15 protein-coding genes are annotated in these 15,085 nt (G+C 54.4%); all 15 read right to left on the minus strand.

What is annotated here, in order from left to right:
• Positions 1 to 6: 6 nt before the first annotated feature.
• Positions 7 to 375: an STAS domain-containing protein gene (locus DET50_RS16720; RefSeq protein ID WP_113863886.1), complete on the minus strand. Its 369-nt coding sequence runs from the start codon at positions 373 to 375 to the stop codon at positions 7 to 9.
• Positions 366 to 797 (minus strand): ATP-binding protein, encoded by a 432-nt coding sequence (locus DET50_RS16725; protein WP_113863887.1) that lies wholly within the window; start codon positions 795 to 797, stop codon positions 366 to 368. Before DET50_RS16725 ends, DET50_RS16720 begins: the two co-directional genes overlap by 10 nt.
• Entirely contained in the window at positions 797 to 3,115 is a 2,319-nt protein-coding gene (locus tag DET50_RS16730) for a GAF domain-containing SpoIIE family protein phosphatase (RefSeq protein ID WP_113863888.1), read from the minus strand. Before DET50_RS16730 ends, DET50_RS16725 begins: the two co-directional genes overlap by 1 nt.
• A gap of 37 nt (positions 3,116 to 3,152) precedes the next feature.
• Entirely contained in the window at positions 3,153 to 4,973 is a 1,821-nt protein-coding gene (locus DET50_RS16735) for a Tad domain-containing protein (RefSeq protein ID WP_113863889.1), read from the minus strand.
• A gap of 37 nt (positions 4,974 to 5,010) precedes the next feature.
• Positions 5,011 to 5,304 carry a hypothetical protein gene (locus DET50_RS16740; protein WP_113863890.1) on the minus strand — a complete coding sequence of 98 codons (294 nt, stop codon included), beginning with the start codon at positions 5,302 to 5,304 and terminating at the stop codon, positions 5,011 to 5,013.
• Entirely contained in the window at positions 5,301 to 6,029 is a 729-nt protein-coding gene (locus tag DET50_RS16745) for a tetratricopeptide repeat protein (RefSeq protein ID WP_113863891.1), read from the minus strand. Before DET50_RS16745 ends, DET50_RS16740 begins: the two co-directional genes overlap by 4 nt.
• Positions 6,030 to 6,068: 39 nt before the next feature.
• Positions 6,069 to 6,941, minus strand: a complete 873-nt coding sequence (locus DET50_RS16750) for a type II secretion system F family protein (RefSeq protein WP_113863892.1) — start codon at positions 6,939 to 6,941, stop codon at positions 6,069 to 6,071.
• Complete coding sequence (locus tag DET50_RS16755; protein WP_113863893.1) at positions 6,934 to 7,860, minus strand: type II secretion system F family protein; 927 nt, start codon at positions 7,858 to 7,860, stop codon at positions 6,934 to 6,936. Before DET50_RS16755 ends, DET50_RS16750 begins: the two co-directional genes overlap by 8 nt.
• Entirely contained in the window at positions 7,860 to 9,041 is a 1,182-nt protein-coding gene (locus DET50_RS16760) for a TadA family conjugal transfer-associated ATPase (RefSeq protein ID WP_113863894.1), read from the minus strand. The genes DET50_RS16755 and DET50_RS16760 overlap by 1 nt, the downstream gene beginning before the upstream one ends.
• Positions 9,038 to 10,243, minus strand: coding sequence for a CpaE/TadZ family protein (locus DET50_RS16765; protein WP_113863895.1), 1,206 nt, complete (start codon positions 10,241 to 10,243; stop codon positions 9,038 to 9,040). Before DET50_RS16765 ends, DET50_RS16760 begins: the two co-directional genes overlap by 4 nt.
• Before the next feature lie 10 nt (positions 10,244 to 10,253).
• Entirely contained in the window at positions 10,254 to 11,441 is a 1,188-nt protein-coding gene (locus DET50_RS16770; protein WP_113863896.1) for a type II and III secretion system protein family protein, read from the minus strand.
• Positions 11,431 to 12,321: a Flp pilus assembly protein CpaB gene (cpaB, locus tag DET50_RS16775; RefSeq protein ID WP_113863897.1), complete on the minus strand. Its 891-nt coding sequence runs from the start codon at positions 12,319 to 12,321 to the stop codon at positions 11,431 to 11,433. The genes DET50_RS16770 and cpaB overlap by 11 nt, the downstream gene beginning before the upstream one ends.
• 39 nt (positions 12,322 to 12,360) lie before the next feature.
• Positions 12,361 to 12,840, minus strand: coding sequence for a TadE/TadG family type IV pilus assembly protein (locus DET50_RS16780; protein WP_258546161.1), 480 nt, complete (start codon positions 12,838 to 12,840; stop codon positions 12,361 to 12,363).
• Positions 12,841 to 12,940: 100 nt separating this feature from the next.
• Complete coding sequence (locus DET50_RS16785; RefSeq protein ID WP_113863899.1) at positions 12,941 to 13,150, minus strand: Flp family type IVb pilin; 210 nt, start codon at positions 13,148 to 13,150, stop codon at positions 12,941 to 12,943.
• 169 nt (positions 13,151 to 13,319) lie between these two features.
• Positions 13,320 to 14,702, minus strand: a complete 1,383-nt coding sequence (locus tag DET50_RS16790; protein WP_113863900.1) for a hypothetical protein — start codon at positions 14,700 to 14,702, stop codon at positions 13,320 to 13,322.
• Between the last annotated feature and the right edge of the window lie 383 nt (positions 14,703 to 15,085).

The following is a 15,085-nucleotide window of genomic DNA, read 5'->3' on the forward strand; positions in this document are numbered from 1 at the left end:
CAGGGTTTACCCTCTCTCACGCCTTTGAATCTCAGCAAGGTATTCATCCATCTCCTCCTGATCTGCGAATACGGTCAGATCAGGTAAGACCTGCACAATTTCAAATACCTTGCGCACGCCTGGTGACATCCTGGACACGCTAACCTGACCACCACGCGCTTTGGTCTGCTTGAGCAACCGGAAGATAACCCTCAAGCCCGCCGAACTTATGAAGCCCACCTCACCCAGATCAATAGCCACCATCCTGATGCTTTGATCAAGATGGTCGTTCAGTGCCTCCTGCAACTGTTGAGCGGTGTCACTGTTAAGTTGACCGGCTAACGTGACAGTCAGAACACCCCCACCGGGTTTGTCACATGAAATACTCAACGACATAAACCATCTTCCTCTGATGATTGAACAATAGAAACCCCGAGTGACAAACGATTCACTCCGTTACGGTACTCGTACTCTTGCTGGTCACTGAAGGCCTGGACCAGTTGCAGCCCCATGCCTCCGTCACTTCGGTCCGTTACAGCGTCCATTGTCATGGACGCGAGGTGCCCGGACGGATCGAACTTCGGGCCTTTATACTCAAAAACCATAAGAATATAACCATTGGACACCGAAACAGATACGCACATACCCGGGTGATCAACCGTCGAAGCCACATGGCTTTTGAAGTTGGCCACGAGCTCATCAATGATTAACTGGCACTGGCTTACCTTGTCCAAACCAATGTCCCAGCTATTCAGCTCATTCGCCACCTGGTCCAGAATGGGTGTTACTGGCTCCCTGGGAAGAACTTGCAACATCATTACCCCACACCAATGTGTTCAATGGTCATTATGGTCATATCGTCCGATTGCGGCGCATAGCCGGCAAAACGGGAAACTTCCTCGACTATCTCGCCCAAGAGATCAGACTGTATGGACTGAGTCCGATACCCGACGGCCACCAGTCGATCCTCCCCAAACTCATGACCTGATTCGTTAAAGGCTTCTGTAACCCCATCACTATAGACGATCAGACTGCTTCCGGGCTCAATCCGGCTTTTATTGACACGATAGCCTGGTGACTCATACAGACCCAGCGGCGGTCCACTTTCGCCTCTCATGAATTGCGGAGCAGTCACGTAGTTTACAAGCAACGGCGGGTTGTGCCCGGCATTGATGTACTCGATTTTCCCGGTGGTGAGATCCAGCAGAACGAGCACCATGGTTACAAACATGCAGGCGTCATTGCCTGAGCACAACTCACGATTCAAACGCTGCAGCAGATCGGTCAGGTTGTCAATTTCATCCTTGGCAAGAAGGTTCAGCATGGCGATTGTGCGGGCCATGAACAACGCGGCCGGCACCCCTTTATCTGACACGTCCCCCACTGTTATCAATAATTTGCCATCGGGCCGGGTAATCACATCGTAAAAATCGCCACCCACCGCCTTGGCTGGGCTCAGGCATGCGGCAAGATTCCATCGGTCATAGCGACGGCTAAACTTTCCACCCGATGGAACCATCGACATCTGGATTTCCCGGGCGGCGGACAATTCTCCTTCTACCGTTTTGCGCGCCAGGCGCTCTTCTTCGATCGACTCCGACAAAAACTCCAGCAAACGCCGACGCATCAGCGCCGTCGAGAACATGGAAGCAATGATGGTGAGGTGTTCAATGGTCGAGCTGGCCACATAGACATGCCGCGCCTGAATCGCAAGAAAGCCGATCAGCGTGTAGCGTTCTTCCGTGATCGGAACCAACAGGATCGGTTTCTGGCTCGGAGTGTTCCCCAACGAGCCATACAATGAATCCCTTGGCATCAGGTAACGGGAATCTCCCGATCCAATCAGCTCAGACACCTGATCAAGGCTGACTCCCTGGCTTTTGACTCCCTCGGAAACCGGCAAGAAGTACTCGCTGGTCAGCGATCTTGACCACAAGGTGGCAGAACCGAGGCCAAACTCGCTCTGGATCTTCTCAAGAACACCCTGAACGTCCGGGACGAAACTTGTCTCATCAATATTAACCAGTTCAACGCCGATCTGCCTGATGATCCGCTCGCTTGCCAGTGTGCTTTGCAACTGGTTGAACCAGCCATGTCGTTCGATCGCCAACGTAATCAGGGAGACGGCGGGTAGAAGGTTTGAAACCTCTTCAGCTGCAAGCCTTCTGGGTTCCGAGCCGAAGATCGCCACAACGCCTTGAACGGCACCAGCATGATCAAAGAGCACTTCCACCCAGCTGGATGCTACTCCCAACTGATCTGTCGAGGTTTGATAGCCATGCCAATGAGGGTCCTCCCGGAGTTGCTCACTGACAACACGCCGCGCCGTGTACGCCGCAGAGCCTAGGGATGTTGCGCCAAACTTGCGTGGTATGGTTTTGAAAACAGAACGAAAACGACAGGCAAAGGGCGTGGTCCCTATCGGCTTCAGGATTGCCTTCTGTTCATCGTGAAGGGCAATCACGCAGCCGGATCCAGGAATAATGGCTTCAACCACGGCCGTTAATGAGTCGATCGCATCCTCGAGCGAGCAATCGGACATGATTTTCATCAAGGCCGAATTACGGAGTTCTGCGATCCTTTGAGCCCGTTTGTGGTCGTGAATATTGGTTGCCGAAAAGATCCTCGCCGGCTGACCATCAAAAACACCGTTGGCGACCACACCGTCCACCCAGAGACGCCCCTCAGGTCCGGCCTTGAAACACCACTCGCGCCGCTCAACGCCATGGCTACGCGCTCGATCCAACCAATCGTCGAAATCAATCAATGTGTGAGGGCGGTCTAACCACGCATCCGGTTTGCTGATCACATCGTCCATCAGCGCTTCGACAGACGTCTTGTCAAAGACGTGCAAGGCCTGAGGATTTGCATGCACCAAAACCGGCGCGTGCCGCTTGAACACCAGGATGATTTGGGGACTTTGATCCAGTAAGCTCCGGCTATCCAACGCCGCAGAGCGATATTTCCTCGAGGCTTCGTGCTCCAGTCTCGCGAGGTACCGCAACCGACGGTGCATACGCTTTCGATAAACAAGCAGTAGTATCAGAAGCACGACACTCACGGCCGCCAAAAGCGCCACGGCCCCCAACGTAATGGCCTGTTCCATAGTCGCGATCTGACTTATCTCCAGCGGCATTATCCCAGCACCCCTGCCAGCTCGATAGAACGGAACATCATGGCCCCTCCCTGACCAGTTGGGCCCCAGCCTGGCTTGCGCTCAAAACCTTGACAGACATGCCGCCGAGATCGGCGCCAAGACCGGACAACAGCGGTGAAACCACTGAGCCCAGCACCTGACGGGTGACGACTTCTACCAATCCGGTAATGGGAGGCAACAAGCCATTGACCAAGGCCTCCGATGGCTTTTTCAAGGTCCCCAACACTCCGCTATCTGAGTCGCACTCCAGAGAGACAGGGCCGAGACTGACATCCAGCCCTTGCAACGGCGCATCCGAAGAGCCTGACAAGAGCACACTCTCACACTGGCCATCCGGGCAATACAGGTCGTAGGACTCCAGGCGGGTAAAGGTCTCGGCTTTGGGCAGTTCAACCTGCAAACCCGCGTTGAGACAGACGCCGACATTGAGGATGTCGATAATATTAAGCAGGCTCAGTCGCAGTTTCAGTAGATCGGCTTCGATGTCCGCAGGCTCGACCACACCCGAGGAGGTGTCGAGATAGCCTGTCTGGATATCGGCAACACTGCTTTGAGTCTCGAAATCGAAAGATGCCGTGTTGTCATTTCCCCGTGCGCAGTCAGCCCCGATTAACCGGGCTTCACCACCGCCAACCGCCACAGCCAGTGGCACTCGAATGTCTTCCAGCAAATCGATATCGACGATTCCAAGGGTCAGCGCACTCAACAACCCGGTTATCTCACTGGTAGCCAACTGAATTCCGATATCGGTCGCAAGGCGAATATCCGCAGAAGCGACAGTGGTCAACGGCTCGCCATTTGCGTCCATCCGGGCCGGGCCGATGACAATTTTCGGCGGCTCGTCCACCCACAACCCCAGCGTCAGATCAATATCCCCCAGCAGCGGCTGGACCAGGGAATCCATGAGGGTACCGATGACTGGAGAGTTGTCAGAATCAAGGGTTACTGATGCCAGGCCTGCTGTGGATTCGTTGAGCGCCTTGACACTGTTCAGCACAACACTTGTCACGAAATCGTAGACGGGGAAGTTTGTGTCGGCCGGCACCTGGGCGCCACCAACTACCTGGAAAACGGCGCCAGCATTTAATTCATCAACGCCCACGGCCCCGACCAGATCATCAACCACGGCACCGAGCGGTGAGGCAACGCCGCCAACCAAGCCGGTTACCGCCTCAAGCACCTCTGACAAGGGCAGATTGGTCATCTCAACAACCGTATCCACTCCGAGTGCCGCTAGCAGATCGCCAACCCCCAAAAGGGTGTTGGAAAGACTGTTCAGACTGGTAGCATCGAGCGAGTAACCGGGATTGCCCAAGACCACACCGAGCAGATTGCCCAGCAGTCCGTTCTGGACGGTAGCCGTGGAGCCGGCGGCACTCACCGTGGCAACCACTTCTTTGCGAGCGACGGCCGAGACACTCAGCTGCACCGGTTCAAACAATGCTTCCGGTAACAAGAACGACAACCGCTCAGACCGAGTGTAGGTAACGCGCGCGGCGTTAGTTTGATCGAGCTCACTGGCCGGATCTTTCTCAATGAAGACGAGTCGGTCGGTCTCGCCCACACCCGGTCTTACGAGACCCGGTTGTACGTTCAATTCCGACGAATCTCCAGAAAACCCCAGCGCCTGTGCCGCCCCAAGCGCTTTATTCTGCATCAGGAGGAAGCTGGCGTCAGGCCCGGAACAGGCCCGCGCCTGATCGGCTGCCGCGGTCGCAGCCGCGTTTGCCTGTGACTGCATTTCCGAACGCAAAGACAGCAAGCGAGCTGAATCGATCATCAACGTCGTTATGCCAAGCAGCAGCACGATCAGCAGCGGCAAAATCGCCACCAGCAAACCTGTTTGCTGTTTGATTGGGGGTGCCCTGTGGTTATTACTGCTGACCAAAAGTCGACTCGCTCGCCGTTTCGGGAATCGGATGCTCGAAGGTATCCGCCAGCCTTTCGAGGCTTTTGATGTAAAGCTCATTGGAGAGCTCGCCTTCTCGCTGCTCACTGGGGCGATCACTCTGTCGCTGGAGAATCGCTCGAGCACGATATTGCTCAGCCGGCGTATAATCCATACCGATCAGTCCACCCTCATACGCAGCATCATCCTGCGCCAGGGCGACAGGAAGGTCGGCACAGCCGATCAAGAGAGCGATACCCAAAGCCCATCGTTTCATCATTTCCTCCCCAGGGATTTCGCCAGTTGCTCACCCGCTGCCAGCTGCCCGGACGACAGTCCCAATTCCCGCCGGAGCTGACTCATTGCCGCCTTTCCGCCGTTCAGGTAATACGCCGCGACCATATTGGCAACGACACGATTTTTTTGTCGGGACAACTCATAGGCCGTTCTGAGTTCAAACGCGGACACTCCATACTCGCCATTTAAAAGCAAGGCATAGCCGTAGTCGTTTCTGACTTCGGCCACTGCGGGCGCCAGAGCTTTTGCCCGGGCCAGCGCCTGAAGGGCTTCCGCGAGCTCGTTCTCTTTCACTTTGACAATACCCAGGCCATGGTATGCCTCGAAGCTACCGCAGCGTTCGGCGATAGCGGTGAACGCCTCCGCCGCATATTCCAGCTGACCAACTTCAGCAAGTAGCTGCGCCCATCTGAGCCAATGCTGCTGGGTGTCAAACGAAACCGATTCCAGCTGCGCCAATGCGGCATAGTGCTCGGAGGCTTCCATCAAACTATCCACCAAATCCAGCTCAACCCGGTGTTCAGGCTGTAACGTGGTCGAACAACCGATGTTGTACACCGGCGCTCCATGCGCGGTCTCAGCCGCCCCCGGACCCTGCTTATCGGCCTCTGGCGAGGCGGCACATCCGGCAAGTAAAGCACTGATCAAGAGGGCTCCGACTCCCTCAACCTTTGCCCTTGCCACTTCTCTGTGCTTTATCAGTTTCATCCGCCCTTCCCTTCTTCGTTCGACGTGCACTCAGCGAGGCTAACTTCCCAATGCGTTAATCACCGACATCGCCGCCGGCCCGCCCACAAGGATAAACAGCGAGGGAAGCATGCAGACCATCATGACCACGGTCATTTTTGCCCCCACACGATTGGTCTCCTCTTTCAGGGTGTTTCTTTGCTCGTGTAGCCCCTCGTGAATAATCTGATCAAGGCTGTCCGACAGGCGGGACCCGAGGCTCCCGCTTTGCTTCATCAGAACAGCGTAGTTACGCAGAACACTTATGTTCCTATTGCGACAGAGCTCATCGAAGGCCTGGCTCCGGTCAGCACCGCTTTCCATGACGCGGTTAAATCGATCAATCCGTTTAATCAATAGTGGGAGGACGTCCCTGGCCTGTACGGAAATCACCCTGAGACATCGCTCAGGTGTGAGGCCTGCTTCCATGAGCATCCGGGTCAAGTGGCACAATTCAATGGCCTCTTTGTTCTGAATTTTCTCGGAGGCCGTGCCCGCTGCCCGAATTCCCCGACGCGGCACGTAGAACGCGGCCAGGAAGATCAGAAAAGCCACCTCCGGAGACAGGAAAAACGCGGAAGCTACGGTGGCCAGAAGTGGGGCGAGCCAGCACGACAATAAATAGTGGTAACGGGCCTCAGAGGGTGAGCGACCTGACGCCTCCAGATGCGGCTCGAGCTCCTTGAAGTCACCCGAAATTATCGGGCGCTCAACCAGCCACATAGCGATGCCTGCAAAAACCGACTCTGCGCCATTATCCGCCTCGTCCAGGTGCCTAGATTCCAACCGCCGGCGGGTCCTTGATCGGATCATCACTGCGGGAATGATCATCCTGTCAGTCACAAGCGCGGAGAGGGCAATCACAATGGCGGAGATCAATAACAGATCACTCACGACCTACCCCCTTGATCAGCCGCCAGATGACAAAGCTTCCAACAACTTGCAGAACACCCGCCACGGCAATCATGGAATGGCCTGCATCCGAGGACAGCAGGATGCGGGAGAATTCGTCGTTGATCACCATCATGTAAACCGCCAGACCAGGCGGAAGGATGGCAAACACAACGGCCGTGAAACGAAGTTCTGCCGTCGCGGCTATAAACTCACGCCTCATCTCCTGACGGACTCGGGAACTCTTTGCCAATTCCTGAAGCAGAGGCTTGATCGATGAGCCGTAACGAGCAGATGTCCTTATGGCCAGAGCGATCTGGACAACGGCCGGTACATGGTACATTTTCCCGAAATGTTCAAAGTGCGACGTATAGTCGCGACCTTGCTGGATGGCACTCCGCAAACGCAACGCCAGCGAGACAAAGACGTCGGAGGTATCAGAAAACGCCCCCTGAACCGCCTGCTCCAGTGACCGCCCCGCGGTAATAGAACGCAGAACAGCATCAATGATTTCCGGCAGCTCCTCCATGATCTGGCGCCTGCGTCGTTCAAAGTGCATTCGCCACAGGGCAAATGTTGCCGAGACAAAAAAGAACAGCGTAATGAGAGCTTCGATAACGCCGCGGTAAAGACCAACGCCCGCGACAATCACGAGTGCAACAAGCGCCCCTGTGGCAAGTATGCCGACGGACCATTGGGGCCCTGCCCGGACAAATACGTCACCCAACAGACTCACCCCCGGCTTTGTCCGGGCCCCGCCAGGCTTGGGTAGATCCAGCTGCATTCTGCGCTGCACCGACCGCACGATCGCCCGCTTTCGCTGCCAATACCCCACCAGAACGAGAAGAATAAGCACGATCATCGCCAGCAAACCGAACATGATGCTGGCCAGGTGCGCAGTTTGCGTCGAAATAGACATCATCAACGCTCCAGAGACTCCAATTCCAGCTCGCTGGCTCTATATAGAGACGTCATACTGTACGGATTGTCGGAGCTCGGGTTGAGCTCGATAACTTCGCTGACAACGCGCCGACCGTTCGCCAACCGTGACAACTGAACAATCACATCGATTGAAGAACCGATCAGTCGTCCGATAGCCCTTTCACTGGCGTCATAGCCGTTCACCGCAAGGAGGGTTTCTATCCGCACCAGGGCATCGGCGGCGGAGTTCGAGTGAATCGTGCTCATTGACCCCTCATGCCCAGTGTTCATCGCTTGCAGAAGTTCGATGATTTCAGCAGCACGCACCTCACCTACAATCACTCGGTCCGGCCTCATCCGCAGGGCGTTGATGATCAGATCCCGAGCGGTTATCTGGCCACGGCCTTCGAGGTTGGCCGGCCTGGTCTCCAGCCGAACAATATGGGGGTGTTCCAGTTGCAGCTCTGCCGAGTCTTCAATCGTAATCACCCGCTCGGTTTTGGGAATGTACTGACTCAGGAGATTCAGGATTGTGGTTTTACCCGTGCCGGTGCCACCGCTGATGAGCAGGTTCCTGCGTTGTTGCACGATGTCGATCAACAGATCGAGGCACTTCGTGGTCATGGTGCCGCTGCTGATAAGCGCTCCGGCACTGAGGTGATTCTTGCTGAATTTTCGAATACTGACGGAAGGGCCAACCAGGGAAACCGGGGGGATAATGCCGTTCACCCTGGAGCCATCCGGTAGCCGCGCATCAACCATCGGGCTGCTTTCATCCAGGCGACGGCCGAGCGGGGCGAGGATTCGACGGATAATCCGTACGACGTGTTCGTCATCAATGAACCGTGTCTGGACTTTCTGAAGAACGCCGGCGATTTCAATGAAGATATCATTTGGCCCGTTCACCAGAATGTCGTTTATCTGATCGTCCTCCAACAGGGGTTGCAACGGCCCAAAACCTACGATTTCATCGATGACTTCGCGAACAAGGAGGTTGATGTCGGAGGCGGCCATCGGGATGCGCCGCTCAGCGATATAATGGCCCAGGTTCGATTGCACGAAAGCCTGAAGAGAGGCGCGATCCATTTTTTCAACTTCAAGACCTTCCTCATCAAGCCTTTCGATCAGGAACTGGTGAACCTGCTTCTTGAGGCTCTGGAATTCATCATCCACACGGGTCATGCCTCAGCCTCTCCATTCCCGAACAACTTCTTCCGGAGGTGACCTTTCGAACCCTCCCGGGCCTCTGGTCGAGCTGAAAACTGCTCCTTGACGAACCGTGACAACTTGCGATGGTAACGGGAACTGGAGGGCAACAGGTTCAGGGACAAACCGGAGTTGATCGACACCAGCCTCTGTTTCCATTCAATTGGCAGCGTTAATCTGCAAGGTAGGCCAACAACTTTCTCAATTTCCTCAATGTGGGGGTCCACACGGCGTTCATAACCTTCAACGATCAATGCCACATCGCACTGTTCGCTGATCCAATCCCCCAATCGGGGCACAAGACTGCTTCCACGTTTCGCCTGGTCAACCGTTTGATGCATCGCCAACCACAGGTTCGAGATGCTACCACCCATGGTCCGTAACCAGTTCTCCGTTTGGCTTTCATCAACCCGAATGAACACGTGGTCAAAGAGCGACGCAAGACGGGAAACGGTGATGAACAAATCCGCGCCGGCATCCCCTTCAAACTGGCTCGATGCAATGTTGCCGGAGAGCAGTCTGAGGCCTGAGGTATACTCATCAAGCGCGGTGTCGAGATACGATTGATCGACCGAGTCCTGTCGTTTGATCAGTTCTTCAAGGGAAAGGCGATTGAGATTATCCAGATAGAAGGTTTGGCCATCGCTTGCCATGGCATCAATGGCGAGAATGCGCTTCCCTGCCAGCCTATTAGCCATTTCCGCAACCAGGTTCTGTGACAGGAACCGGGTATCAACCAAGGGGCTGAACGAAGTGACAAGTATGATATTACGCCCACGTCCACCAGCAGCTTGATCCTGCGGAGCATTGGTAAAACGAGTTAATTGTCGAACTCGCTCCTTGACTCGCTCAACCTCTCCCCCGGTGAGCAAGCAATCCCTTGCGCCCGCCCGCATTACGCTCAGCAAACTCTCCTGGGTGACTCGCTTTGCCACAGCGACAAGATTGACCTCCGCGCAGGCCTGACCAATAGCGGAGAGAATCTTGACAGCTCGATCGGGCTGATCCTCATCCACCGCGACCAGAACCAGCGGAGCGTTCGTGGCTCGCACCAGGCGACTGACCCGGGACAAATCGGACCCGGTAACAAACTCCAGGGTCCAGTCCGCGCCCAGCACACGCTCTATCCAGACGCGAACGCCCACGTCATCTGACACACACACCAAGGTTCCAGACATTTGACTCTCCCTACCAGCTCAAACCGTGCTCAACAGGCTCACCCGCCTTCTGCGCGCCAACGGCCATGTCGGGCCAGCTTTCACTGCTGTTCTCATACTCCATGCCAAGCCGTCTTACCTCGGGATCCATGTTTGTGCTGGGGGTAACAAGGTGGGGCGTGACCACCATTATCAGCTCTCGATTCTCACTGGAGACTCTGTCTGATCGGAAGAGCGCTCCAATGACCGGGATATTGCCCAACCCTGGAAGGCGATCGCTGTTGTTCATCGTAGCCTTGCTGACCAACCCACTGATGATGAAACTTTCACCGGGCGCCATGGAGACGGTGGTTTCGGTCCGGCGAATACGGAGCCCCGGAACGGCGACCCCTCCTGTTGATACACCGGATGTAAAGTCCAACTCGCTGACCTCCGGGGACACCTTCAGGATGATTTGGCTTTGGTCAATAACGGTGGGCGACACTTCAAGCCGCACACCAAATTCCTTGAATTCAATTTGTATGCCGTCGCTGTCAGACTGAACCGGTATGGGGAACTCGCCACCAGAAAGGAAGGTTGCACTTTGACCACTCAATGAAACCAGCGACGGTTCTGCCAAGGTGTACGCAAAGCCCCCGGACTCAAGTGCATTAATGATACTGAGTGAACTGCTTCCGAACCGGAAAAAGTTGAAGCCGTCCGAGGCGATCCCACCCATGGGGCTTGTTGGATTACCGATCCCCCGGAATCCGCCAGACCCAGGTGGACCGAGACCGACGCTTGTCTTCCCACCGTTGAAAAGCTTTGCATAATACAGACCCAGGGTATTGAGCTTGCTTCTGTTCACCTCAACAACACGGATATCCGTTTGAACCTGCATGGAAAAGGAGGGACGCTCCCCCGCGGTTGAACTCACCAGGACGTTTGAGACTCGCGCTTTGCTATCGCCCTCAAGCCATATATTCAAGACGGCATTGCCGGGGGACTCGGCATTCAGCAGCAATTCGTTCTCCCCTGATACAACCACCGTTGCCACAGCAGGATCAGAAATGGCGACTTTCTCCACTGCGCCGGACAAGGCGATAACTTCCTGCTCACCTGGAGCAAGATTGATCTCTGGTGCCACCGGTTTGGCACTTGCAGCTTGAGCCAACAGCAGGGCAAGCACTCGCAGTACCCCATTACGCAACACTCTCACGGCGAGGGAGTCACTGAACATAAACACTCCTTGCGTTGGAACCCTCGAATACTTTGACTTCCCGTCCGGGGTTTTGCCGTCCCTGCCCTCTTGTTGTGGCTGATTTGTTCTGAAAGGGCGACAATTCCGACAAGAAGAGCGGATTTCCCGGAGATGTGCCCAGAGCGACGGTGTTACTGTGGTCCTCGCGGTCATCGGCAACCGGGGGCTTTGTCGCCGAGTACATGAGCGTCGCTTCACTGGCCGCCAACGCGAGCCTCGGGGCATCCGCATCCGCAACTTCCAGCACAAGGGTCGTATTCCTGCGCCGATCATTTTCATCAGTATCCGTATTCGGATTTACCACTCCGCGAACCGCAAGCACTTTCACACTCTCCAACAGGTGCACAACTGAGGGCTCTGCGTCACGCCCCCCGGAAAAAGCAGCAAACACGTCGACAAAATCCCCCGGTTGCAGAAGCCCTCCGATGCTATCTACCTCATCCATGGGCAAAGCCATCGCGCGGAATCCGTCGGTGATGACTCGTTGTAGCGCAGTAGCACTTTCAAAAAGGTCCGAAGTGACGAGTCCGCCTGATGCCAGCGCTCTGGCAATGGGTTTGTCGTTCGGCAGCTCGGAGCTCTTGATGGCCTGGCTAATTTCGTTTTCCGATACGATTTCGACAAACGAATCCCGGCTGGGGACCTCACCTGGGGCCAAAGGCTCCTTGGCCACCAGATATCGAAAGGTGGACGACTTTTCTTCCTTCGGCGTGCGTTGGCTCATCTGATTCTGACCAACACCCTCACCTGGTTTCGACTGAACCTCTGACTCGGCAGCGTAAAGCCCAAAGATTCCCAATGCGACTGCAACGACTGCCAGAACCAGCGTGATTGAAGAAACGAAATAACGGGGTTTCATAGGCCTGACCTATCCTCCTTTGAAGGCGTGCTGGGCTATCTAGAACGCTACCGCCGCCTCGACTTGAACAACCTTGGGAAATGGCGGGAATGAACCTACGAACGGAAGAGTGATTTGAGGCAACATGGGGGAGGAGTCACCTTTGGCAGTAATCTGACAGCGCAACAACGACACACCACTGGCATTTTCAACGATGCAGCCCTTGCTGTTGATGGACTTGCCGAGCGAGCCATCGAACTCCCCCAGCAACGCCTCCAATGTCTCCGAGCTGATCTCCAAGGCCCGATCACTCACTGAACCGGACCACTGGTTCCGATCCAGTGCAAAAACCGACACAGAGGCCCGATCTACTATGTTTTGTAACTGGTACTTCTGGAAGAATAAAACCCCGTAGGCTGACGCGGCGTAAAGGATCGAGATGATCAGCGGGAAAATCAGGATAAACTCCAGCGCCACAACGCCTTGTGAGCCGATTAATCCATTCACGCCTTGATTCGCCCGTCGGGGCAGACTGTTCATCACTGATTGCCACTCCATTGGCCTGATCACTTAGGTCACTGACGACCAGGCCGGCCCATGTTGCGAACCGACCGGCTGTGGTCCGAAAATACTCTCAGAACTACTCGCCAGTGATCTCAGATTCCGCCTGACTGAAGACACTCTCAAACGCACTTTCAACTGCATCCTTTACAGTGTCGTTCGTCGAGAGCACGCCGAGGATGACGATAATCGCAGCAGCCAAGATCATATATTCCAGTGCAGAAGCACCTTTCTGTTTGAACGCATTGACGGGTTTACGGAAGGCTTGCCGAGCGTTAAAGCGTTTCATTCACCGTTCTCCATGTGACAGAAATATTTCAATGTAAAATGCAATCGTCAGATTTGTGATGTCTGTACGATAATTTTCTAGTTTAACTTATGAAGAACTATGAAGAGAAATTTATTCTTGAGCAAGGTCAAGAACGTAAAATCTCGTAAACAATGTCAATTGACGAAAGTCAATGATGCCAACGACCATCACTCCAAAATCTGACCGAATCGATCTTGCGGGCCCGAAGCTCATCTTCAACACACTCTCGTAATCTATCGTAAATTGGCTCACCACGGGCATTTTGCTGCCGGAAAATACTTGCCAGTCGTCGTGCGAAGAAAGGACAGGCCTGATCTTCCCGGGCAAAGTCGTAGCTCATCACGCGAGAGGCCCCGAACAGAGGGGCCAACTGACCAACGCGGAAGGTCGGCTCGAGAGATTGAATTACCTGCAGGATTTCGTTTCCGCTTGCAGGTTTGGGAATGAATAATCCGATATCGTCCGGATACCGATTCAGATACCGAATCAATATACTGGTCGGCGCATCGATTCTTTGCTTCGGCTGACCTCTGTAGCGGTAGAACGCCTTGATTTGCAGGCCAAGCGCCCAATAGGCCTCGGAGCTGGTTAATTCGAAACTTTCCCGGAAGACCGCAAAGAGACTGTCTTTGCTCCCAAGGATTGGCTGGGTTCGAAACCCATACTCAGAAAGCTTGGCTGACGTCACCTCGTGACGGTTTGTCCAGTTACCACGTGATATGGCTTTCTCGGGATCAATGTCCCTCGAGAGCGCTTCGTCCCTGAGGACCGCCAGGTAATTGTGCTCGAACCATTCCCGCCACTGAGTATCCAGTTCAAGCGCGAACTCTGAGTACAGATTGTCATCCATCCATGAGGTATGAGAATCCTTATCTCTCAGCACTTTCCAGCCACAGCATTGCAAATCCGAGAAATCCAACCTGGAAAGCTCATTCCGCATAGCCGCGTATCGCAGCAGCAAATTCACAAAAATTTCCGCAAACTTGCCCACTACAAGCATCTGAAGACGGATAACCGGCAAACTACCACCGCTTGCAATCGCTTCTTGTGATAACAGCTTGTACGAGGTGACGTACGAGCGCCCGAACAGAGGGGCAAAACCCGATTTCCGCTGCCGCCCGTTCTTCCTACTTTCGCTAGAACCGGGTACAGGGATATAGGGATTGATCAGCTCGAACACATCAGTCGGCTCAGCGACCATAGCCAGCGGAGCGTATTGTGGGTGACGCAACAAAAGCCGAGTCAAAATTGCTTGATGAGGACGCAGATACGTATCACCAACATCCTCACCAAGGGTCGCATCATCGGACTCAGCAGATTGACTCGCCCCGGACTGCCGTAATTGCTCAATTGACGACCTGGCTTTCTTGAGTTCGCTGAGCTTACTCAGTGGAACATTCATCAGGTAAGCCAGATCGATATCCTTTACGGCGCCCGCTCCCAGAACGCTCTCTAACACCAACGCAAGCTGTTTCAGGTGCTTGCCGTTGATTGGCTCTGTCGGGCTGGAAAGCGATTCTTGGGCTACCATCTGAATACTGCCTATTTTTTTTGAAGACCAGCCCAATTCATGTGGGCCTATTCATACTATCGAGGGATTACATTACGGCGCTGGAACCCGATCGGTTCTCAGAACGTGTTACCCTCAAGTAGTATTAGTACTGTTACACCAGTAAATTTTATCTACACAACCAGCTAGTTACTATAATATACGGAGAATTGGAACTATCATTAAGGTGAAGATGGAATGCCACTTTACGGGACTGGAAGCGCAGGATAAAGGCTATGTCGCTCATTGGGGCTAAGACGTTCTTTTTTTTGGGTATCCGGAATTTCTGGTTGATAAAATGCCAAAGATGTAAAGAAGAAAATCTTTCTCAGCGGATTATCTGATTGATCCTCTTCAGCCTACTC

Origin of the sequence: Marinobacter pelagius (assembly GCF_003315345.1) — a bacterium.
In the GTDB taxonomy this organism is placed as follows: Bacteria; Pseudomonadota; Gammaproteobacteria; order Pseudomonadales; family Oleiphilaceae; genus Marinobacter; species Marinobacter pelagius_A.

Coding starts and splice junctions, on each gene's coding strand:
- DET50_RS16720 (WP_113863886.1), bottom strand. CDS start 375: ATGTCGTTGAGTATTTCATGTGACAAACCCGGTGGGGGTGTTCTGACT.
- DET50_RS16725 (WP_113863887.1), bottom strand. CDS start 797: ATGATGTTGCAAGTTCTTCCCAGGGAGCCAGTAACACCCATTCTGGAC.
- DET50_RS16730 (WP_113863888.1), bottom strand. CDS start 3,115: ATGCCGCTGGAGATAAGTCAGATCGCGACTATGGAACAGGCCATTACG.
- DET50_RS16740 (WP_113863890.1), bottom strand. CDS start 5,304: ATGATGAAACGATGGGCTTTGGGTATCGCTCTCTTGATCGGCTGTGCC.
- DET50_RS16745 (WP_113863891.1), bottom strand. CDS start 6,029: ATGAAACTGATAAAGCACAGAGAAGTGGCAAGGGCAAAGGTTGAGGGA.
- DET50_RS16755 (WP_113863893.1), bottom strand. CDS start 7,860: ATGATGTCTATTTCGACGCAAACTGCGCACCTGGCCAGCATCATGTTC.
- DET50_RS16760 (WP_113863894.1), bottom strand. CDS start 9,041: ATGACCCGTGTGGATGATGAATTCCAGAGCCTCAAGAAGCAGGTTCAC.
- DET50_RS16765 (WP_113863895.1), bottom strand. CDS start 10,243: ATGTCTGGAACCTTGGTGTGTGTGTCAGATGACGTGGGCGTTCGCGTC.
- DET50_RS16770 (WP_113863896.1), bottom strand. CDS start 11,441: ATGTTCAGTGACTCCCTCGCCGTGAGAGTGTTGCGTAATGGGGTACTG.
- cpaB (WP_113863897.1), bottom strand. CDS start 12,321: ATGAAACCCCGTTATTTCGTTTCTTCAATCACGCTGGTTCTGGCAGTC.
- DET50_RS16780 (WP_258546161.1), bottom strand. CDS start 12,840: ATGAACAGTCTGCCCCGACGGGCGAATCAAGGCGTGAATGGATTAATC.
- DET50_RS16785 (WP_113863899.1), bottom strand. CDS start 13,150: ATGAAACGCTTTAACGCTCGGCAAGCCTTCCGTAAACCCGTCAATGCG.
- DET50_RS16790 (WP_113863900.1), bottom strand. CDS start 14,702: ATGGTAGCCCAAGAATCGCTTTCCAGCCCGACAGAGCCAATCAACGGC.